The sequence below is a fragment of the Ilyomonas limi genome (genome assembly GCF_005233845.1).
Taxonomy (GTDB): domain Bacteria; phylum Bacteroidota; class Bacteroidia; order Chitinophagales; family Chitinophagaceae; genus Ilyomonas; species Ilyomonas limi.
The window spans coordinates 24,090-45,113 of record NZ_SZQL01000019.1; the positions used below are offsets into that span (position 1 = coordinate 24,090).

The window sequence follows — 21,024 nt, forward strand, 5'->3', positions numbered from 1 at the left end:
CACCTATGGCAAAGACAACTTCTACTGCAAAAAGTGCAGCAGGCAGCAAACAAGCTGCCTCACAAAACAACGAAAGCAAACTATTAAATAAGTTTTTTGTTGATGGCTTGAAAGATATTTACTGGGCTGAAAAAAACCTGGTGAAAGCCCTCACCAAAATGGGGAAAAAGGCTACCAGTGAGGAACTGAAAAATGCCTTTGAAAAGCATCGCACACAAACTGAAGAACAGGTAAAGCGCCTGGAACAGGTATTCGATATCATTGGCACTAAAGCCGTTGCTAAAAAATGTGAAGCAATGGAAGGGCTTATTAAGGAAGCTAATGAAATAATAGAGCAAACAGAAGATAACACCATGACGAGGGATGCGGCACTGATCATTGCTGCACAAAAAGCAGAACACTACGAAATAGCATCATACGGCGGACTGGCACAGCTTGCTAAAACATTGGGTAAAAACGATGCAGCCAATATACTGGCGCAAACACTACAGGAAGAAAAAGATACCGATGAATTGCTGACGCAGATAGCCGAAAGAAACATTAATGTAGAAGCTGCACAGGAAACAGAGTAAGCACCCCATTACAGCACAAAGGCCGGGAATATAGTTCCGGCCTTTGTTGTGTTTTTGAACACTTTGAATTTTCATTCTTCTTATAAGCATTGCTGTATGCTTATCTTTTCAGCTTGTTAGCTGCCAGGGTTAGAATATCCCTATTTAAAAAATAATACCGTAATCAATAGTTTTACTCTGATAATTACGCAGCATTTTAAGCTTTACAAAAGAATATAAAAAGCTGTTTAACTGCGCCTGCAACAGCTTGCGCAAATCGCCCGAAATCAGACTGTCGTTGAGCAACTTCCGGAATTCGGTTATCAGATTCTTTTCTATCTGGGTACATTCGTCCAGTACTTTATCCGTATCATCTATTTTTGGCGCCTGTTGTTCATTTACTATATCCGTTTTACAATCGTTGTACAACACATGGTTGATGGAATCTTTGCATTTCAGCACCTGCATTTGCGAAGCAAGTTCTTTATATACCTGAAATGTTTCAGTGGCTAAGCCAAATACCACTGTTTGTGTTTTGCGGTTCTGACATCGCTCCGCAATATGCTTGAAGCCATTGTTGGCATGTTGCAACGTGTTTACCAGCCCATGCAGTTTATCAGCTACCTGCATGTTGTGTTGGTTGGCTTTTTTTTGTGGGAGTGGTTGATTCGGATTCATAGATGCAGGCATTAGATTGAAATGCGCCACAATATCTATACCGTAAAGCGCACTGGCAGTCAACAGATTGCTGCTATAAAGTTAATAAAAATAATCGTTAGTTTTTATTCTTTACAACAGCGGTTTTGAAGACTTTTCTTGCATGCCTTACCTGCTTTGTTTGTGCAGCACAGCGGCGTTGCGTTAAGCACTTGATTGTCATGTAGAAAATTATCCCCAATGATGCTATTTTATTTATTAAACAGGTATCAGGCGTACTGTATAAAGCAGGAATGAAAACAACATAATGCAGGTATGAATTTTGACTATAAAAGCATAAACTACCAACACATGTATAAGCCGAATGAAATGACCAGCGTAACTGCTGTACTTGAAAAATTAAGACAGAAAAAAATGGATAATGAATTTAGGTGGACTGAGCAAGGCTTTACAGCAGATAAAGGCAAAGTGTATCAGCCGGAGGAACTAAAAATAATTAAAGTATTTCGCTTTGAAGGCGACTCTGACCCCGGCGATGAAAGCATTATTTACCTGCTGGAAGCTAATGACGGACTTACGGGCTACAGCATGGATGCTTACGGTGTATATACTACTCAGGATAACGAAGTGGAGTATAATAACTTTATAAGAAAAATACCGGTTGAGGATAGGGAAGAACAACTAATCTTTGAAGTATGATCTAGTTTAAATCCTATTCCTTTAATGAAAAAAGCAAAACAGGCAGGGCTTATAGCAGTATAAGTCCTGTTTAATTTTATTTATGCACTATTTCTCATTCAGCAGTACTACATATTATTACAAAGCATAGCGCAGTACCGGCAGGCATCAGCACATTCTTTACAATGTTCGTGTTCGTGTTTCTCACATTCATCCGCACAGTCGTTACATACCTTAGCACATAAGCTGCATATTTCTTTTGCGCTGCTGCTGCCAAGGCTCATCAATTGCGCTGCAGTGTAGCATAGGGCGGCACATTCCATATCCAGTTGTATGCACCTCGTCATCATTTGTACATCAGCTTCCTGCAGACACGAACTGGCGCAATGGTTACATACGGCCGCACACTGCAGGCAGGCATCTATACATCTTTTATACTCGTGATAGCCCATCATAAAATAATTGCATTTGATGAATAATGGAGCTAAAACTCAAAAAGCACACCGGGAATAGACAACGCAGCCCATAAAGCTTTCAATTAGACGGGCAGACATATAAGCCGGAGGGTTGTAAGCTGCGAGCTTTGAGCAAAATAGATTGTTTACTACTTTTTATTGAGAAGGGTATTATATAGCTTTCCTTTTCGTTGGTAATTGGATAGTATTGCCCATATTCATAGCTCACCACTCCCATTTCATTAATTATCACTATCTGTATAATCGTCTAAATAATTGCTGTACAAATTAGAACTGAAGAAATAGGTTGCGCTCTTGTGCATAGCAAATAAGAGCTTTTTCAACTCCTCATCATACTGCGCCGCTATAGGTTTGTTAGATGCCAGTCTTTTACCTGTCATGCGGGTAAGGTTGTCATTGGTGTTTACTTCTTTTAAGTTGGCTGGTTGTATGCCACTGATGCCTATTTTCCAGTCATCTTCTTTATTCAGTTTATACTTAAAGAAATACACATAGCCATTCTGATTTTTTTCGGTTACAAGCCTTTTACCAATCAACTCGCAGCTTTGAAATTTATCGCTGTTTTTATCATTCAGGAGTAAAGCCTGTGCCATTAATGGTTGCGTAGCGGCACTTTTCGGGAATAGGTTTTCCTTGTCAATAGCTGCCAGCCTGCGGTACAACACCGCGCGGTATTTATCTTTAGCTGCAAGGTTTTGCCATACCGTATCGGGCACTGCAATGTTGTTGCGCGCCAGCAAAATGGCTGCGCCTAACTGTGTAGCTTCGTCCTGCGAGCGTAAGAGCTTATTAAAAAACGGCGGTACAGATGCATTGGTATTATAAAAACCAATAAGCAACGTAGCATAGTTTACCAGATCGTTATCCTCATCATCAGCGTTGCTATAATCATAATACCGGCGGTAACGGTCGAAGTTGTGATAGTTGGCTGCGCCATTATCGTCACTTTCATCCTCCTCTTCGTTATACTCACTACTGCTTTGCTGTTGCAGCAGCTTATCATCTTTTATTTGCTGCTTTTTCATAGCTATTTTAGCATCAAAGTAAATACGGCTGAAATAAGGCTGATAGCTGGCTGCAGCCAAAAAACCGCTGTCCACCAAGTCCTTTAATAAGCTGTTTACCGGCTCTTTATAGCCCTCCAGAGAAGCCAGTTGCAGCAGGTCGGGAAATAAATTTCTGGCAAGTGCAAGCGAATCGCCTATTATATTGAATAAACCATGGTATTCGCTGTTATCATCATACACCGGCGGATCTTGCAATAACAGATTTTTCAACGAATCGTAAGCACTCGCAGTTTTTAGCCTTGCCAATGCCTGCACAATTTCATTTTGAAAATAACTGGTATCTGCCGATTGCCGGTATAAATTCAATAAATAGGCTGTTACGTTCTGCACACAACTACTATCATTTAAATAACCCAACTCGTGTATAAAGCTGTTCTTACGGTCAAAATAATCTTTGTCGGTATATTTTGCCGATGCAATTACCTGTTGCAGCATCGGCACTGCTTTGCAGGTGTAATTGATATGCGGTATTGCATCCACAGCCAGCTTTTGCACCGCCGAATCTTTGCTGATGTAATCATTAAAAAACAAAGCCGTTTTATCCTGAAAAACCGAACTGCTTTTGATATCATTGTCTGCACGGAAAGTAGTAAAGAAAGAGTTGATAAAGTTGCTGGATGTGCTTACCGTATCGGTCAATGCAGTAAGCTGATAGAGGTAATTTTTCTTTAGCAGATACATACTAACAATTTGCCGCACCGTATTGGTATCGCCAATCACCAGTTTATAACCAATGGCTGAATCGGGCAGTACAAATGGTTCTTTTTTCTTCACAATCATTCCTTTATAATGCTGCATGTTCAGTTGCTCCTTCCAAAAAGAAGCTGTATCAGTGCTGTAGTAGTACTTGGGAAAAACCGTGCAGTTCACCAGCACCGCCTCACCGGTGGAATCGTTTTGAAAGAACGCCGTTTTATTCCGGTTCCAATAGGCATTATAGGCGTTTGCCCCACGATAAAAATTATCATTTACCGCTTCGTTTACCATCCGTTGAATAAAGGTATCCAACACAGGCTTTACCGGCGTTTGTACGGTATAGTGCAGTGATGTATCGTTAAATAATTGGGGTTGATTGTAAGCAAAATCAATGAGTTTAAAAGAATCGAAAAAAGCTGTTGGATTGTATTTCTTATCCTTTGTATTTACCGCCAGCAAATAATAATGCGGACCACGCAGCACCGCTTTGGCAAAAAGCAGGTTACCTTTTTTCAAACGAAACTGCATATTGAGCGCATCGTAGCCATCCTGTTTGGCAAAGCTGCGGCTTAGCTCTTTATCTATAATATCACTTTCTTTTACACTTTCTTCTATCAGCGACAAATCAAATGTATCTGCTTCCAAAAAGCGGTAATTATTAACCGTTTTTTTCCAAATCATATAGGCATTACCGTTGATGCTATCAATTGCTTCGCAGGCCATTACGGGCAGATGATCGCCGCCGGTTTTATCAATAGTTATATATGGCATTTGTGGCAGCGCAGCCCTAAAACCCGCCTGCGCATTGGTGTACACTTGCGACGCCTGTTGATTATTCTGTATGTTGGTGGAATTAAAAAAAGTATCTCCTTCTGCACCCGCCACATAGTCTTCATTACCGCTCATCTTAAATACCAATACTTCAAATGGAGTAACGATGATATTGTACCGCTGCATATCGCCTCGGCGTGTGCGGTTCACTATATCAAATCCTTTATATCCGTTTTTGGTGATTGGTGTTTTCTTTAAAATTTTACCCGGAATATTTTCATACAATAAACTATCTACTTTTTTCAATACCTGCGCGGCAGTTTGTCCATACATGGCAGCATGTGTTTTTACGCGCGTAAGCATGTAATAGGTACCATTGTCCATATCGGCATATTGCCAGCTATCATTAAGGTTTTGACGGCTATCGTTGCGGCGAAACAGCGGACCGGGCAGTTGCATTTGAATAAAACCATCGCTGGTGCTTGCTTCCTTAAACACTACCGGCACGCGCATTTTATCAATTGCATCTTTTTTATCGGCATCGCGGTCGGTCATGTATATCGGACGGAGATGGTAGCCTTTTTTACGCAGCAGTTCTATTACACCTCTTTTACCCGGCAAATGCGCCGCACCAACACCCACAAACAGCGAATGATGATGCAAAATGGTATCTATGGAATTTGCCTGCACTTCATTTCTTTTATACAGGAAAATTTCAGTAAAAGCCGGCGAAACATATTCATATTGTTCTAATGAATCCAGCATATCAAGATCACCGCGACGGTAAGCATCCTGTATTTTTTTTTGAATGTCATACATACTTTCATCGCTTCTATCAGGACGCTTTTTGTTCTGCTCTTTCGCAGCAGCCTGGTATGCCTGAAAAACCATGCGCTGCGACTCGTAATAATCTTCTACGCCAGCAGCCAGCTTACCCAATTTTCTGCCGGTTTGATAGATGTATAAATCGAGATAGGTATTTTCTTCGTAGTCTTCCTGCACGCGGCTGGTACGATAAAGCAAGCCGTTTATCTGCATCGGCTGGTCGGTAAGTGCAGCACGCAGGTTGTCTTCGTAGCCATTCAGCCGAAAAGATTGTTCGTTGAGGTAATCGTTGGCGCCATTAGTCATGTAGTTTTTTACGGCATCCTGCGCTTCATTCATTTGCATCATATCACGCTGCCAGAAGTATGGGTTTTGTTCCAGCGCCACTACATCTACCTGTTGCAAAGCAATATAAAAAGAATCGCTTAAATGAAATACCATTTTATTGCTCACGTGCATGGTTCCAAACAGATACGATGGCTTTTGTAAACCATTACCCGTAATCTCCCAAAAAAGACTTGGATATTTTTTTTGCTGTGCAAACAACAGCACACCAGACATCAACATCAAAACAGACAAACACAACAGCTTTTTCATCATTATTTCGGGGTTAATATAATCATCTTATTTATACACCATCTTACTGCTTTTCAGTCCTGTTTTTCAAGCGAATTAAGAATCTTTTACGCAGTAATGACTTTGAAAATAGCATTTAGCTAAATGGGAATGAACATAAGATAATAGACAAAATAAACAAACTACAAGTTGCAAAGGAAAAAATGTTTATTTGAAATAGGACGGATACTTTTTTAGCAATTTTTCCATATCTGTCAACCGGCTGGTTTTCCAATACAATTTCTTTGTACATTCATCCGCTGTTATTTTATAAATGTCCTATTTTCTTCCTAATTCAAAAAACACTATCTGACATGACAACGCGCCGTTCTTTTTTGCAACATTCTTCTGCGTTACTCGGCGGAGGATTGGTTGCTTCTGCCATCAACAATTCTGCTTTTGCCATTTTTAATAACAAAATTGCCCCCTCCGATCAGGTAAATGTGGCTGCCATTGGCATCAATGGTATGGGCTGGGCCGACCTTACTGCGGCAACAAAGGTGCAGGGTGTAAACATAGTTGCACTATGCGATGTGGACAAAAATGTGCTGGACAAGCGCATGAACGATTTAAAGGGTTTGGGTGTAGATGCATCTAAGGTAAAAACATATAATGACTATCGTAAACTGCTGGAAAATAAAGATATTGATGCCGTAATCATAGGCACACCCGACCACTGGCATGCGCTGATAATGATAGATGCTGCGATGGCGGGCAAAGATGTGTACTGCGAAAAACCGGTGGGCAACTCCATAGGTGAATGTCGTGCCATGCAGCATGCACAGCAAAAATACAATCGCGTGGTGCAGGTTGGTCAGTGGCAGCGTAGCCAGCAGCACTTTAAAAACGCCGTTGATTTTGTACAAAGCGGCCAGTTGGGCAACATTCGCACTGTAAAAGTGTGGTGCTACCAGGACTGGATGAAGCCCGGACCGGTAGTGCCCGATACTGCACCACCTGCAGGTGTGGATTATCAAACATGGCTTGGGCCGGCACCTACCCGCCCGTTCAATTCCAGCCGTTTCCACTTCAATTTTCGCTGGTTTTGGGATTATGCAGGTGGCTTGATGACCGACTGGGGCGTACACCTGCTCGATTATGGTTTGCTGGGCATGAATGTAAGCACGCCAAAATCTATTTCGGCTTTGGGCGGCCGCTTTGCTTATCCGGATTTATACGAAGAGACACCCGATACGCTTACTACCTTGTATGAGTTTGATAAGTTTAATATGGTGTGGGACTCTGCCATGGGCATCGGTAATGGCTCTTATGGCCGCGACCACGGCATTGCTTATATTGGCAACAATGGCACGCTGGTACTAAGCCGCGGTGGCTGGGAAGTATTGGAAGAAAAAGCCAGCGGCAATAAAGTGAGCAAGCCAATGGAAAAAGTAATGGATAATGGTGTGAACAAACACATGCAAAACTTTATTGATGTTGTGCGCAGCCGCAAAATGAGTGATCTCAACTGCCCGATAGATGCGGCGGTACACATTGCAACGGTAGCGCAAATGGGCAATGCCGCTTATCGCAGCCGCAAAAAACTGGAGTGGGATGCCGATAAGGGACGTTATACCGATGAAGCCGTGAATAAAGAATATTTAACCAAGGAATACCACAACGGCTATAAGCTACCAATGGTATAGTCTGAACCGGGATTTTATAGGATTAACCAGGATGAAAAAGGGTTGGAATTTTTAGAAAGTTCCGACCCTTTTTCATCCACTAACATGATATAACAGCAAATCCCATTAATCGTCAATATACTTCAAAATCCCAGTCATCTCCAAATCCCATACGTCCGGGTTCAGAGTTAATAGTGTCCACGAATAGCGGGCTTTATCTTTTCATTGTATAAAGCACGTAATTGTTGATGTATTTGAGGTGATAATGGTGGCAAATCAGAAGCCGATATATTGCTTTGCACCTGTGATAGTTTGGTAGCACCGGGAATAACTGTTGTTACTTCGGGGTAATCCAATATCCAGCGGAGCGACCACGCTGCGGTGCGATGATCGGGAAAATGAGCAGCTATCTCATTGGCAAAATTTACACCCTGGTGAAACTCAATACCAGAAAAGGTTTCACCAGCATTGAAGGCTTGTCCGTTCGCATTAAAATTACGATGATCGTTAGGCGCAAAAGTAGTTTGCTGGTTAAATTTTCCGGTTAATAAACCGCTTGCCAGCGGCACTCTTACAATAATGGCGACACCTTTTTCAGCAGCCTCTCTAAACACTTCTTCGGCTACATGTTGCCGGAATAAGTTGAAGATGATTTGCAGCGATGCAATGCCTTCCTGCTTCAAACATATAAGTGCTTCTTCGCTCGTTTCTACACTCGCTCCCCAGTACTTAATCAACCCATCCTGCTGTAGATTTCTAAAATGGTCAAATACTTCTCCTCTTTTTAGTTCTTCTGTTGGAATGCAGTGCAATTGCTCCAGAAATAATTGTGCTACTCCTAAATGCTGCAACGAACTTTCTATATGCCGGCGCATACCAGCGTATGTAAAGTTCTGCGGCCACCCATTGCCTGCATCACCGCGGCGCCCCAGCTTGGTAGCAATATACAATTGTTTGTTGGTCTGATTTACAAAACGACCAATCAGTTTTTCACTGATGCCCATACCATACACATCGGCGGTATCTATAAAGTTGCCTCCAGCATCGGTGAAGGCTTGTAAAATAGCAAAAGCTTCGTCATCATTTACTTTACCCCAATCGGCACTGCCAAGCTGCCACGTGCCTAAGCCAATCTCGGAAACAGGATTACCTTGAAAATAACGGTATTTCATAAGTTGATATTAATGCTGCAAGAATATTGTTCAAAGGTGAAGTCAAAAATTATTCCCCGGATTAAAAACTTGCAATAGCAGAAGATTTGCATAACAGCGTGTTTATGAATGGAGTTGTAAGTCTTGCTGAATAGCAAAAAAAGCATACAAGTGTCCACAAGATTCGGTGAAAGCGACAACCATAAGCCCCTAACAGCACTTCAATTCGTAACATGCTCCCAATAGCGAGTAATGGGCAAAGTAAACCCGTATAGGCCGTGCACACAATTAAGTATATTTGAAAGATGGAAACAGAACTGAGAGAACCTGCACTGACTTATAATAAGAAAAAGTGGACGGAAGAGGAATACCTCGAAATGGAGCGTACTGCTTTAGATAAGCACGAATACTACCGGGGAGAAATATTTGCGATGGCCGGCGCGGGAAAGATACATAATATTATTTCGGTAAATCTGCTTGCAATATTAGCCACTCAACTAAAAGGTAAACGGTGCCGTCCTTTTGGTAGCGATGCAAGAATGCACATACCGCAAAACTCCTTATATACTTATCCCGACGTTGCGGTGTATTGCAATAACAACTTTGATGCAGAAGAAGATAGTTTTACTGAGCCGGTTATCATTATTGAAATTCTTTCTCCCTCAACCAGGCAGTACGACCGAGGGCAAAAGTTTGAGTTGTATAAAGATATTCCATCTTTAAAAGAGTACATATTGGTAGATAGCGAAAACATTTATATAGAAGCCTTTCGCAAAGATGAAAATGGGCAATGGCCTTCGGAAGTGTGCAATCAAAACAATCAGTTGCTGGCTTTGCCATTTGTTGAACTATCCGTTTCTTTGCAAGACATCTATGCAGATACGCATCTGCCGTCAACCGTTTAACCTATGATTCTATATACACAGCGGCCGCTAATGACGGCCGCATTTTTTTGCATATACCCCCATTGTGCTGTTTACCTGCCATCAAAAGTGGATTTGCAACTCAAATTATTCTTTAACCTCTCACTCGCCGCAAAGCATTTTTCCGCTTTATCAAACAATAAAAAGCAGCTTCTTCTTAAAATATTTCCATCATTAAACGTTAAGCTTTAAACTTTAAACTACTGAAGCCCTTTTTTATTTAAAAAATTATACTTTATTATTCTGCTCCAGCTAATACTTTTGCACCCGCAAAAATGTATATATGAAAGTAATGAAGTTTGGCGGTACCAGCGTAGGTAAGCCAGAGCGTATGCACCAGGTAGCACAACTGGTAACTGCCGATGCCGAGCCAAAAATTGTAGTATTAAGCGCATTAAGCGGCACTACCAATGCGCTGGTGGCCATTGGCGATGCCATTGCTGCCGGCAACCGTACCGGCGCTAAAAACAAAATTGAGGAACTGGAGGCACACTATGCCAATTTTATAAAGCAGTTGGTAGAGCAGGAAGAATGTGTGGCAAAAGCTACCGCTATCACCAGAGAGCATTTTGAATTTTTAGATATCATCTTACGCATCTCTTTCAGTGATGCATTGTACAAAGATATTCTGGCGCAGGGCGAATTGCTGAGCACCAAATTGTTTAGTGTGTATTTACAGGAAAAAGGTATTGATCACCTGCTCTTACCTGCACTGGAATTTATGAGTATTGATGTCAATGAAGAGCCGGAATTGCCTGCTATCAAATACAAACTGAACAAGTTATTACAGCAACACAGCGATAAAAAACTGTTTATTACGCAAGGATACATTTGCCGCAATGCACGTGGCGAAGTGGATAACCTGAAGCGTGGCGGCAGTGACTATACTGCATCGTTGATTGCGGCCGCTATCAATGCCAGTGTGTGCGAGATATGGACAGATATTGATGGCATGCACAACAACGATCCGCGTGTGGTAAACAAAACCGTTCCCATCAGCCAGTTGAGCTTTGACGAAGCAGCAGAGCTAGCCTATTTTGGTGCAAAGATTTTGCATCCTACGTGTATTTGGCCGGCACAACATTCCAATGTGCCTGTAAAGCTGCTCAACACCATGCAGCCGCAGGCAGCAGGCACTACTATTGCCGAAGATGCACAAAGCACCGGCGTGAAAGCAGTAGCTGCAAAAGATGGTATTATAGCTATCAAAATAAAAAGCAGCCGCATGTTGCTGGCGTATGGTTTTTTGCGCAAAGTGTTTGAAGTATTTGAGAAATACCGCACGCCGATAGATATGATTACCACTTCGGAAGTGGCAGTGTCATTGACAATTGACACGGATGCACACCTGCCTGAAATTATAAAAGAGCTCGAACCATTTGGCAGCGTGGAGGCAGAAGACAATCTTACCATCGTATCGGTAGTGGGTAATGAGATTGCAGAAACACCGGAGGTATTAAAGAAATTATTTGATGCTATTAGCACTATACCTGTAAGAATGGTAAGCTACGGCGGCAGCCGGCACAACATTTCGTTGCTCATCGGCAGCGAGTATAAAAAAGAAGCATTGCAGTTGATTAACAGTGGCGTATTTGGGCTATAATACTATTTGGATAATGATGCTCCCTGATGAGAACTGATGGAGCTGATAAAAGGAGTTCCGAACTATTGAAAGGTTCGGAACTCTTTTTATTTGTATGTGCTGTTCTGTGCATTATTCTTTTGCTCCTTTGTGCGCCTGGCAGTTTTGTGAGTCAAACAACAGCCCCATAAAACACTTAAAAAACACTTAACAATCCACCTAATTTTTTATTATAGATAAAAAAGCGAACAACAGATTAAGTGCTTCTTAAATTTTAGCGATCCCGCTTTTACACACAAAATTTTAGTCTAAAATTGTACTGATTTCCAAATCCAATATCCAATGCAAACTTCTTTTTTACGCCCGTATGTAAATGACTTGCCGAAGCTGCAGAGCGATGACAGTCAAGCAGCACGCAACTTCTTTTTTGATGAAATATTCAGAATGGCTAAAGTGGGCGGATGGGAAATAGATCTGGTAAATAATACTGTTTTTTGGTCGGAACAAACAAAGCGGATACATGAGGTATATAATGATTATAAGCCCACGGTGGAAAAAGCGATTAATTTCTTTTACGGCTCGTCCAGAGATATTATTGTGGATAGATACAACCGGTTGGTAGAAAAAGGCGAACCGTATGATGAAGAGCTGGAATTTCTTACTGCACGTAAAAGAAAAATATGGGTGCGCGCAGTGGCTAAGCCTGTGTTTGACAGCGCAGGAAAAGTGATAGGTGGGCGCGGCTTATTCCAGGATATTGATGATCAAAAAAAACGGGAACTGGCTTTAAAAGCGTCGCTCGACGTTATTAATAAACAAGCAGATAAGTTAAAAGATTTTGCACATATTGTTTCGCATAACCTGCGTTCGCATACCGGCAATCTGAAGATGATTACCAACATGATTGAACTGGAAACCGATGTGGAAATGAAGCTGGAATGGCTGGAACACATTAAAGGCTTATCCGATTCGCTGGACGAAACAGTAAATAACCTGCGCGATATTGTCAACTCGCAGGTAAGCGTGCAGGAAAGTAAAAAACAGCTCGCCTTTAGTGAAGTATTCGATAATGTAGTGAATGCCTTAGGTATAAAAACAAATAGTGAAAATATTAAGCTACGTGCCGATTTTTCAGAGTGTGAATACCTAGATTACGTACCTGCCTACCTCGAAAGCATTATGCTCAACTTAGTGACCAATGCTATCAAATATAAACATCCGCAACGTATTCCGGTTATCAGTATAAAAACCTCTTTAGAAGACGATCGTACCTGCCTCACCATATCGGACAACGGTTTAGGTATAGACCTTAACATATATGGCAGCAGATTATTTAAAATGAATGAAACATTTCATAATAATGCCGATGCACGTGGCATTGGACTGTACATTACCAAAAACCAGATTGAAAAAATGGGTGGTGGTATAGAAGTACAGAGCGAAGTTGGCAAAGGCACCACTTTTAAAATTAAGTTTTAATAATACACATGCAAGATCTTCCTTTAATTGTTACTTACATCATTGACGACGACAAACTGCACCAGTTTGGTATGCGCCGTATGTTTAAGTACATTCACACACCTGTACAATTATTCCAGTTTTATAATGGTTTGCAGGCCTTGGAATACATCAAAGCGCACCTGCCACAGTTAATCAATCTACCCGATGTAATACTGCTGGATGTAAATATGCCGGTGATGAATGGCTGGCAGTTCCTGGATGAATTTATACAACTGATGCCGCCGCAAAACCACCGCACTACTATTTATATGGTTACTTCCTCCATCAGTGATGCCGACGTGGAAAAAGCAGCCTCTTACAGCGAGATTACCGAGTATATCATTAAGCCTGCAGACATTGAGCAGGTGAAGGAACTATTTGAAGACATACACGAGAAATTGAGTTAATACTATCATTCCATTACTGCACAAAATACAGCCATGAGACCTGTTTCTATACCTTCTTTTATTATGCAGCACTACCAGAACGGCAACGTGCTGGAACAAAATATAAATGCGCTCAATATTGCTATCCGTTCCAGATACAGCGATACGCCTGATATTTCTATTGTTATCCCGGCTTACAACGAAGAAACAACTATTCTGCAAACGCTTTCTTCGCTGGCTGCCAACACTACCAAAAGAACGGTAGAAATAGTAGTGGTAAACAACAACAGTAACGACCGTACTGCCGAGCTGGCAACGGCTGCCGGCGCCCGCTGCATACTGGAAACAAAGCAAGGTATTACCCCCGCACGCAATGCAGGGCTGGCAGCAGCACGCGGAAAATATATTTTGAATGCCGATGCCGATACCATTTATCCGCCCGACTGGATAGAAGAAATGGTAAAGCCGTTAACGGCAGAAAAAGAAGTGGCTATGGTATTTGGTCGCTTTGCTTTTATACCCGTTGGCAGCACGACCCGGCGTACTTATGTATGGTATGAATATTTTGCCGAGCTAACGCGCTGGATTAATAAAACCTTCCGCGAAGAGGCAGTGAATGTATATGGTTTTAACTCAGGTTTTCGCAAAGCCGATGGCTTGTTGGTAGAGGGCTTTACGCACCCGCCCGGCACCAACGAAGATGGCTGGCTGGCACTAAAGCTGCGTAATAATGGCTTTGGCAAAATACACTGCGTAGCACAGCCCAACGCAATGGTATGGACTACCGACCGCCGCATACAAATAGATGGTGGTTTGTGGAAGGCTACCATAAAAAGAATGAAACGCATGTTGAGCTAAACAAATATTGTATTCACAATCCGTAGCCGCAATCAATACCATACAAGTGACACAGTAATGTGTCATTTTGTTTGTTTAACATCAGTACTAAAATCAATAGGCTGCAAAGTGCAAAGCTATCGGAGATTAAAATTTTCAGGTATTTTAAGTTGTGTATCATTATTCAGAGAACAAATAAATGAAGAAAAGAATGATAGGAATTATCCTAATGTCACTAGGTGGATTACTGTTAATAGCCGGAGCAATGCTTTTTAAAACCTCGGGACAACGTAAAAGTTTAGAAAGCAATGAAATAGATAAAATTATCGAAGTTGCTATTGCAGATGGCGTGCTGACTAACAATGAAAGAAACAAAATTCGCGAAATAGCAAATAAAAATAACATAGATGCCGACAAAGTAATTCAGCAAACAGAAGAAAGACTGAACAAACTAAATATTGACTCGGAGACTGAGTTAGTAGATTATAAAAAGAAAAACGGGCTTGACTTTGAAAAATATATTGTTCAAAAATTTAACAAGCAATATTTTAAAATAAAGCATTGGGCAGGAGACAAATACGTAAATGGGCATTATGCAGAAACAACACCTCAGCCCGATATCCTATTTGAATTTAATCTGAAAGGAGAAACAACAGCATTTGCCTTAGAATGTAAATGGAGAAAACAGCTTTATAAAAATGGTGTTGAATTTGCAAGCAAAGAGCAATTTGACAGGTATAATAATTTTGAAAAAACAAAGAAGATTCCCGTCTTTATTGCTATTGGAATTGGAGGCACCGGAGGCTCACCAGAAAATGTTTATCTTATTCCATTGCGTGAAATAAAATCAAATTTTATTTATTTCGTTGATCTAAAAAAGTATGAGAAGGAAAAGAATACAAACTTTTACTTTAATACAGGAACTTTGACATTGAAGTAACGAACATAAAAAAGCTATCGCAGGCCATTGAGATTTTCTACTGTTGGTGTTCTTCACTACAGATGAAGAGAAGAATACCAACAACCGTAAAACAACAAAACTACAAAAATCAAACACTAAACAAACTCTTTACAAAGCGCACTTACACTATCATTAATCCCACTCTGGTAAACTCCCGCGAAGCACTGTAAAAGTAGTTATGTCTTTTGCGTCAACTGTCTTTCCCAATCATTTGTAATGCCCTTCACTAACTGGCACGTTTCTTTTTTACTATAGCTTATTGCAAACAAATAACACTATGGAACACAAAGAAGCACTTAAGCAACAACGCAATATCCAGTTGAAGAGAGAACGCAATACGCTACTTAAAAGAGTAGAAAAGGCAATGGAAGGTCCATTGATTTTCTTAGGATTTATATGGCTCATACTTGTAATAGTAGATCTGATATGGGGCTTGAATCCTGTTTTAAAAATCCTAAGTGTTATCATCTGGATTATTTTTATCATCGACTTTATTGCCAAATTTATACTTGCACCGGAGAAGCTGAATTTTTTAAAAAAGAACTGGCTTACTGCCATTTCGCTTATTATTCCGGCACTAAGAGTAGTACGCATTGTGCGGGTTGTGCGGTTGCTTAAAGGCGCTAACCTTATAAAAATTGTAGCTTCTGTCAACCGCAGCATGAAGAGCCTTAGTGCCACTTTTAAACGCCGTGGGTTTGGCTATGTGGTGGCACTTACCATAGGAGTTATTTTTGCCGGCGCGGCAGGTATGTATGCCTTCGAAAACCAGCAATCCGGCGGACTAAAAACATACGGCGAGGCCTTGTGGTGGACGGCAATGCTTATTACCAGCCTTGGCAGCCAATACTGGCCCGTAACAGCCGAAGGACAAGCATTGTGTTTGCTGCTTGCTTTATATGGCTTTTGTGTATTTGGATATATTACAGCTACATTGGCTTCGTTTTTTGTGGGGCGCGATGCAGAAGAAAAGGATGCGCCGATAGCCGGTGCAGAGGATGTAAAGGCATTACAGAAAAAAATTGATCAGCTTACACAATCTATTAATGAATTGAAAGCTATTACGGTCGCTAATCAACAACAATAGATTAAAATGATAACTGTTCATTGCTCTTAGAAACAGATATCGTTTCATCTGTGAGCTTCAGGATTGAAATATAGTTCCCATTAATTTTCTCCTGTATTTACATTTCTCTCTATCTTGACCGCCATTCTTCTATTATGAAAAAACTTGTCCTTACTTATTGCATGTGCATCGTTATTTTATTTGTCAATGCACAAAATTTCAATGCTGTAAAAGAAATTAAGAAGGAGATAAAGCGCCCGTCTGCACTGGCACCGTTGCGCTTTTTAGCATCCGACGAACTGATGGGCAGAGGCACTACGCGGCCCGAGATAAACATTGCCGCACGTTACATTAGCGAGCTATTCCGCAGCATAGGCTTGAAAGAAACACCCGGCACCACTGATTACTTCCAAACCTTTGATATAAAGATGAGAAAACCTGCTACTGAAGGCGCCTTAATAATGGCAGGAAACACGTATAATATGGTGCAATCATTATTACAGCTAAATGGTGGCAATATATCTGTTACTGCACCTGTAATGTATGCAAAATACGGAACGGAAAACAACCTTCAAAACATAGATGTAAAAGGGAAAATAGTTATTACCGAAACCGGAACAGATGATAAGAGTACTTTCAGGCAAGGTATGCGTGCGCTCCAAACAAAAAGAGCATTGTTGCAGCAAAAAGGGGCTATAGCAATCATTGAACGTTATAAGGCAGGTAGTATTTCCTGGACTGCTTTACAACAGTACCTCACCATGGAAAATCCGGGGGAAGAAGAAAGCGCCGGTATTCCTGCTTTGATTGTTAATGACGAGCATGCTTCTATAAAAAACATACCGGATAATACAGAAGCCACCTTAACTGTACAAGGCACACGGGTAACAATTGTTCCTGCAAAGAATGTGGTGGGCTATTTGGAAGGCACAGATTCGAAATTGAGAAATCAATACATTGTACTTTCTGCACATTACGATCATTTGGGCATTGCAAAGCAGCCAAAGATGGAGGAAGGAAAAATGGATAGCATTTATAACGGTGCGCGGGATAATGCCATTGGCGTAACAGCAGTAATAGATGCTGCAAGATATTTTACTCAACATCCGCCCAAACGCTCGGTATTATTTATTGCTTATGCTGCTGAAGAAGTAGGTGAACTGGGAAGCAAGTATTTTGCAGCACATCCGGTTATTCCATTAAAACAAATCGTGTATAATTTGAATATTGATAATGCGGGCTATAATGACACATCCATTGTAACGGTAGTAGGCCTAGGAAGAACATCTGCTGATGACAACATCAAAAAAGCCTGCGCTGCTTTCGGTTTAACGGCAAAGCCCGACCCCGCTCCTGAACAAAATTTATTTGACAGGAGTGATAATGCGCAGCTTGCTGTACATGGTATTCCTGCGCCCACTTTCAGTTTGGGCATACGAAAGTTTGATGAAGAGATCAATAAACGCTATCATCAATTGAGCGATGAAGTAGGCAGTTTTGATTTGATTTATGCCATGAAATACATTCATTCTTTTATTCTTGCCACACAACTCATTGCTGATAATCCCAAACAGCCGGAATGGATAAAAGGTGATAAATATGAAGCAGCATGGAAGCAATTGTATCAGTAATTATTTTAAAGATGTAAATGAAAGAATACATCAAATCTGATAGTATATTTTTAATTGAAATTGGCTTTTCTTTCACCGCGGAGAACGAGAGTTGAAAGCCTTTCGCAGAGATTTATTTAACACTGCGAAACCTCTATTTACTCCTGCTCCCTACAGTGGAAAAATTATCATGCTGTTGAAGAAAATTACCAGCTTTCTTTTGTTTAACTTTCATTTAAAACAGATACTACAACCTACTACTGCTTTTCCTCGGTAGTTATTTTCAATCCCCCATTCATAAAGGGCTTTAAAAAATCGAGCGGCACCGGAAAGATGGTGGTGGAATTATTTTCGGTAGCAATTTCACGAAGCGTTTGCAGGTAACGGAGCGTTAAAGCGCTGGGTTGTTCACTCAATATTTTGGCTGCATCGGAGAGGCGTTGCGAAGCTTGAAATTCGCCTTCGGCAGAAATGACCTTACTGCGGCGTTCGCGTTCGGCTTCTGCCTGTTTTGCCATAGCGCGCTGCATTTCCTGCGGCAGGTCTATCTGTTTTACTTCCACATGCGAAACCTTGATGCCCCACGGCTCGGTTTGCGCGTCTATAATTTGTTGCAGTCGCAGGTTAATCTTTTCACGTTGTGAAAGTATATCGTCCAGCTCCGATTGACCAAGCACACTGCGCAAGGTAGTTTGTGAAATCTGCGAAGTAGCCATCAGGTAATTTTCTACTTCCACTACTGCCAACTGCGGCTGAAGCACCCGAAAATATACTACTGCATTTACCTTAATGGACACGTTGTCGGCAGTAATCACATCCTGTGGCGGCACATCCATTACCACGGTGCGCAAGCTCACTTTTACCATCCGGTCTACAATAGGAATAAGCAAAATAAGTCCGGGACCTTTCGCACCTTCACCTGTTACACGCCCCAGGCGGAACACTACGCCACGCTCATACTCTTTTAAAATGCGGATGGCATTGGCTAAAATAAAGAGTGCGAAAAAAATAAGAACAATAAAAATAACAGGGATTTGCTGCATAAATAAGTATTTAAGTTAAAGTAGTAAACGTATATATGTAATTGATGCTTAATAAGGTTTGTTGCGCTTCTAATTCAAGTTATACTAAGACAAACAGCTCATGAGTTATAGTTAAAATCAGTGCCCAGTTTGCATCAGTAATTCTAATAAATTATTTCATCCGTTAAATCTGCTATTAAACACTACCCATGGGTTCCACATAGAGTTTTAAATTTTGCATTGCAGTTACACGCACTTTTTGCTGCATCTCAATAATACCCGAAACAGATTCTGCATTCCACATTTCACCACGGATTCGTACTGTTCCGGCAGGATTAAGTGTATTTAATGTTTCGCCAACTTCGCCAATCATCCCTTCCATTCCTGATATTGGTTTTAAACGTTGTGCTCTCAATCCTGCACCCACAACAAACAGAAAAAACAAAGTGGAAGCAGCAGCTACTGTGATAATAACACTCAGAGAAACTTTCACCACGCCGCCTATCGAAGTATCCTGGAATAATATGATAGAACCCAATACCAGCGACACAATGCCGCCAATAGTAAGCATACCATGACTCACCACTTTTATTTCTAATAAAAAAAGAATAACACCAAGAATAATCAATGCTAACCCCGCATAATTAACGGGCAAAGTTTGCATGGCATAAAAGGCAAGAATTAAACAAATAGCACCAATAATACCGGGGAAAATAGCACCGGGATTATACAGTTCAAACAGCAACCCATAAAAGCCAAGCATCATTAAAACATAAGCAATGTTTGGGTCGCTTAGTATGTTCAATAATTCTTCAGCAAAGCCCATTTCCAGTACTTCAATGTGTGCATTTTTGGTATGCAGCGTCTTACTTCCATTTGTCACCTGCACTGTTGTATTATCTATCTTGCTGAGTAAATCCTGATCATTATTCGCAATTAAATTAACGACCTTATTTTGCAGCGCTTCCGTTTCGGTAATGGACACACTTTGCCGCACCGCATGTTCTGCCCATTCGAGGTTGCGGTTTCTTTTTTCTGCTATCGTTCTTATAAAAGCAGCAGCATCATTCGTTAGCTTTTCATTCATTACCGAGTCGGGCGAACTGCCCATGCCCACCGGATGCGCTGCACCAATGTTGGTACCCGGCGCCATAGCCGCAATGTGAGCTGCCATTGTAATAAAAACACCGGCAGAACCAGCGCGTGAGCCTTCGGGAGCTACATACACGATAACGGGCACTTTTGATTTTAAAATATCACTCACAATAACTCTGGTAGATTCCAGCAAACCGCCGGGCGTATTTAAATGAATGAGCAGTGCTTCGGCTTTCTTCTCTGCTGCACGGTTGATCGCTTTATGGATAAAATCGGCAGATGCCGGATTGATAGATCCGTCGATGTGTATGGATACAACTGTCTGTGCTGTTACAAACAGCGGCAACAGTATAATGGCAAGAATAACAATTAAATAAGTTCGCTTCATGTGCAAGTCTTTCAATTGGGGAAGTTAGTCAATTTAAAGGATTGTTTTGGTATAAATGGAATGATGGTAAAGGGAAGGGCTAAATAAATTGCAAGGAGCAATGGAAATATTTATAAAAGGGAAAGAGTAAATAAAAAATTGTACGTATAGATGAAGATACTAACCAATCTCAAAGTATATAGCTATATACGCTTTGGAGAAAGATGGAAGTTTAAAAACCAACGTTGTAAAATTGAGGAAAGAAAACATTAATTCTTGATCTCCCCGAAAGCATTGATATAGATGAAAAATAAGCGAAAGCATTGCTGGCTGCCAGGTTGTACGAGAAACATACACTATCACTTGGTCAGGCAGCAGAACTTGCCGGATACTCCAGGCGCACTTTTATGGGACTTTTGCCAATGATAATGTTTCTGTTTTCAACTATTCTGCAGAGGAATTAGAAGAGGATATTGCCAATGCACAAAATTATCATCACTGCTGCCAGTTATCTTAATCTTTTGGATAAAATTGGATAACTCGATTCTATTATATTACCGCAT

18 protein-coding genes are annotated in these 21,024 nt (G+C 41.1%); 12 read left to right on the forward strand and 6 right to left on the reverse strand.

The window, feature by feature from the left end:
* The first annotated feature begins 5 nt into the window (after nucleotides 1-5).
* Nucleotides 6-572 carry a YciE/YciF ferroxidase family protein gene (locus FC093_RS19190; protein ID WP_137263430.1) on the forward strand — a complete coding sequence of 189 codons (567 nt, stop codon included), beginning with the start codon at nucleotides 6-8 and terminating at the stop codon, nucleotides 570-572.
* A gap of 144 nt (nucleotides 573-716) precedes the next feature.
* On the opposite strand, the gene FC093_RS19195 is transcribed toward FC093_RS19190, so the two are convergent.
* On the reverse strand, nucleotides 717-1,229 hold the full coding sequence (locus FC093_RS19195) for a DUF2383 domain-containing protein (RefSeq protein ID WP_170971158.1): 513 nt from the start codon (nucleotides 1,227-1,229) through the stop codon (nucleotides 717-719).
* Between the two features lie 330 nt (nucleotides 1,230-1,559).
* Between FC093_RS19195 and FC093_RS19200 the strand changes: the two genes are divergently transcribed.
* Complete coding sequence (locus FC093_RS19200) at nucleotides 1,560-1,907, forward strand: hypothetical protein (RefSeq protein ID WP_137263432.1); 348 nt, start codon at nucleotides 1,560-1,562, stop codon at nucleotides 1,905-1,907.
* A gap of 107 nt (nucleotides 1,908-2,014) precedes the next feature.
* Here FC093_RS19200 and FC093_RS24480 read toward each other — a convergent pair whose 3' ends face one another.
* Both FC093_RS24480 and FC093_RS19210 read right to left on the reverse strand, forming a co-directional pair.
* Nucleotides 2,015-2,341, reverse strand: coding sequence for a four-helix bundle copper-binding protein (locus FC093_RS24480; protein ID WP_206106631.1), 327 nt, complete (start codon nucleotides 2,339-2,341; stop codon nucleotides 2,015-2,017).
* A gap of 242 nt (nucleotides 2,342-2,583) precedes the next feature.
* Nucleotides 2,584-6,321, reverse strand: coding sequence for a TraB/GumN family protein (locus FC093_RS19210; protein ID WP_137263433.1), 3,738 nt, complete (start codon nucleotides 6,319-6,321; stop codon nucleotides 2,584-2,586).
* Nucleotides 6,322-6,650: 329 nt separating this feature from the next.
* On the opposite strand from FC093_RS19210, the gene FC093_RS19215 reads away from it, so the two are divergent.
* Nucleotides 6,651-7,982 (forward strand): Gfo/Idh/MocA family protein, encoded by a 1,332-nt coding sequence (locus FC093_RS19215; RefSeq protein ID WP_137263434.1) that lies wholly within the window; start codon nucleotides 6,651-6,653, stop codon nucleotides 7,980-7,982.
* A 167-nt stretch (nucleotides 7,983-8,149) separates the two neighbouring features.
* Here the strand turns inward: FC093_RS19215 and FC093_RS19220 are convergent, their stop codons facing one another.
* Nucleotides 8,150-9,133 carry an aldo/keto reductase gene (locus FC093_RS19220; RefSeq protein ID WP_137263435.1) on the reverse strand — a complete coding sequence of 328 codons (984 nt, stop codon included), beginning with the start codon at nucleotides 9,131-9,133 and terminating at the stop codon, nucleotides 8,150-8,152.
* Nucleotides 9,134-9,417: 284 nt separating this feature from the next.
* On the opposite strand from FC093_RS19220, the gene FC093_RS19225 reads away from it, so the two are divergent.
* The 8 genes from FC093_RS19225 to FC093_RS19260 all read left to right on the forward strand — a co-directional run bounded on the left by FC093_RS19225 (nucleotide 9,418) and on the right by FC093_RS19260 (nucleotide 17,998).
* Entirely contained in the window at nucleotides 9,418-10,017 is a 600-nt protein-coding gene (locus FC093_RS19225) for a Uma2 family endonuclease (RefSeq protein ID WP_137263436.1), read from the forward strand.
* Between the two features lie 301 nt (nucleotides 10,018-10,318).
* Nucleotides 10,319-11,638: an aspartate kinase gene (locus tag FC093_RS19230; protein ID WP_137263437.1), complete on the forward strand. Its 1,320-nt coding sequence runs from the start codon at nucleotides 10,319-10,321 to the stop codon at nucleotides 11,636-11,638.
* Between the two features lie 321 nt (nucleotides 11,639-11,959).
* Entirely contained in the window at nucleotides 11,960-13,096 is a 1,137-nt protein-coding gene (locus FC093_RS19235) for a sensor histidine kinase (RefSeq protein WP_137263438.1), read from the forward strand.
* Between the two features lie 8 nt (nucleotides 13,097-13,104).
* On the forward strand, nucleotides 13,105-13,524 hold the full coding sequence (locus tag FC093_RS19240) for a response regulator (RefSeq protein WP_137263439.1): 420 nt from the start codon (nucleotides 13,105-13,107) through the stop codon (nucleotides 13,522-13,524).
* Nucleotides 13,525-13,557: 33 nt separating this feature from the next.
* Nucleotides 13,558-14,361 (forward strand): glycosyltransferase family 2 protein, encoded by an 804-nt coding sequence (locus FC093_RS19245; RefSeq protein ID WP_137263440.1) that lies wholly within the window; start codon nucleotides 13,558-13,560, stop codon nucleotides 14,359-14,361.
* A gap of 178 nt (nucleotides 14,362-14,539) precedes the next feature.
* A complete protein-coding gene (locus FC093_RS19250; protein WP_137263441.1) occupies nucleotides 14,540-15,280 on the forward strand; it encodes a flagellar basal body-associated FliL family protein in 741 nt (246 codons plus the stop codon).
* A gap of 298 nt (nucleotides 15,281-15,578) precedes the next feature.
* Nucleotides 15,579-16,388, forward strand: a complete 810-nt coding sequence (locus tag FC093_RS19255) for an ion transporter (protein ID WP_137263442.1) — start codon at nucleotides 15,579-15,581, stop codon at nucleotides 16,386-16,388.
* A gap of 134 nt (nucleotides 16,389-16,522) precedes the next feature.
* Nucleotides 16,523-17,998, forward strand: a complete 1,476-nt coding sequence (locus FC093_RS19260; protein WP_137263443.1) for a M20/M25/M40 family metallo-hydrolase — start codon at nucleotides 16,523-16,525, stop codon at nucleotides 17,996-17,998.
* Between the two features lie 236 nt (nucleotides 17,999-18,234).
* Here FC093_RS19260 and FC093_RS19265 read toward each other — a convergent pair whose 3' ends face one another.
* Both FC093_RS19265 and FC093_RS19270 read right to left on the reverse strand, forming a co-directional pair.
* Nucleotides 18,235-19,020, reverse strand: a complete 786-nt coding sequence (locus FC093_RS19265) for a slipin family protein (protein ID WP_137263444.1) — start codon at nucleotides 19,018-19,020, stop codon at nucleotides 18,235-18,237.
* Between the two features lie 175 nt (nucleotides 19,021-19,195).
* Complete coding sequence (locus FC093_RS19270) at nucleotides 19,196-20,482, reverse strand: NfeD family protein (RefSeq protein ID WP_137263445.1); 1,287 nt, start codon at nucleotides 20,480-20,482, stop codon at nucleotides 19,196-19,198.
* A gap of 302 nt (nucleotides 20,483-20,784) precedes the next feature.
* Here FC093_RS19270 and FC093_RS24695 point away from each other — a divergent pair, with 302 nt between their 5' ends.
* Nucleotides 20,785-20,925, forward strand: coding sequence for a UPF0175 family protein (locus FC093_RS24695; protein ID WP_206106632.1), 141 nt, complete (start codon nucleotides 20,785-20,787; stop codon nucleotides 20,923-20,925).
* Nucleotides 20,926-21,024: the final 99 nt, after the last annotated feature.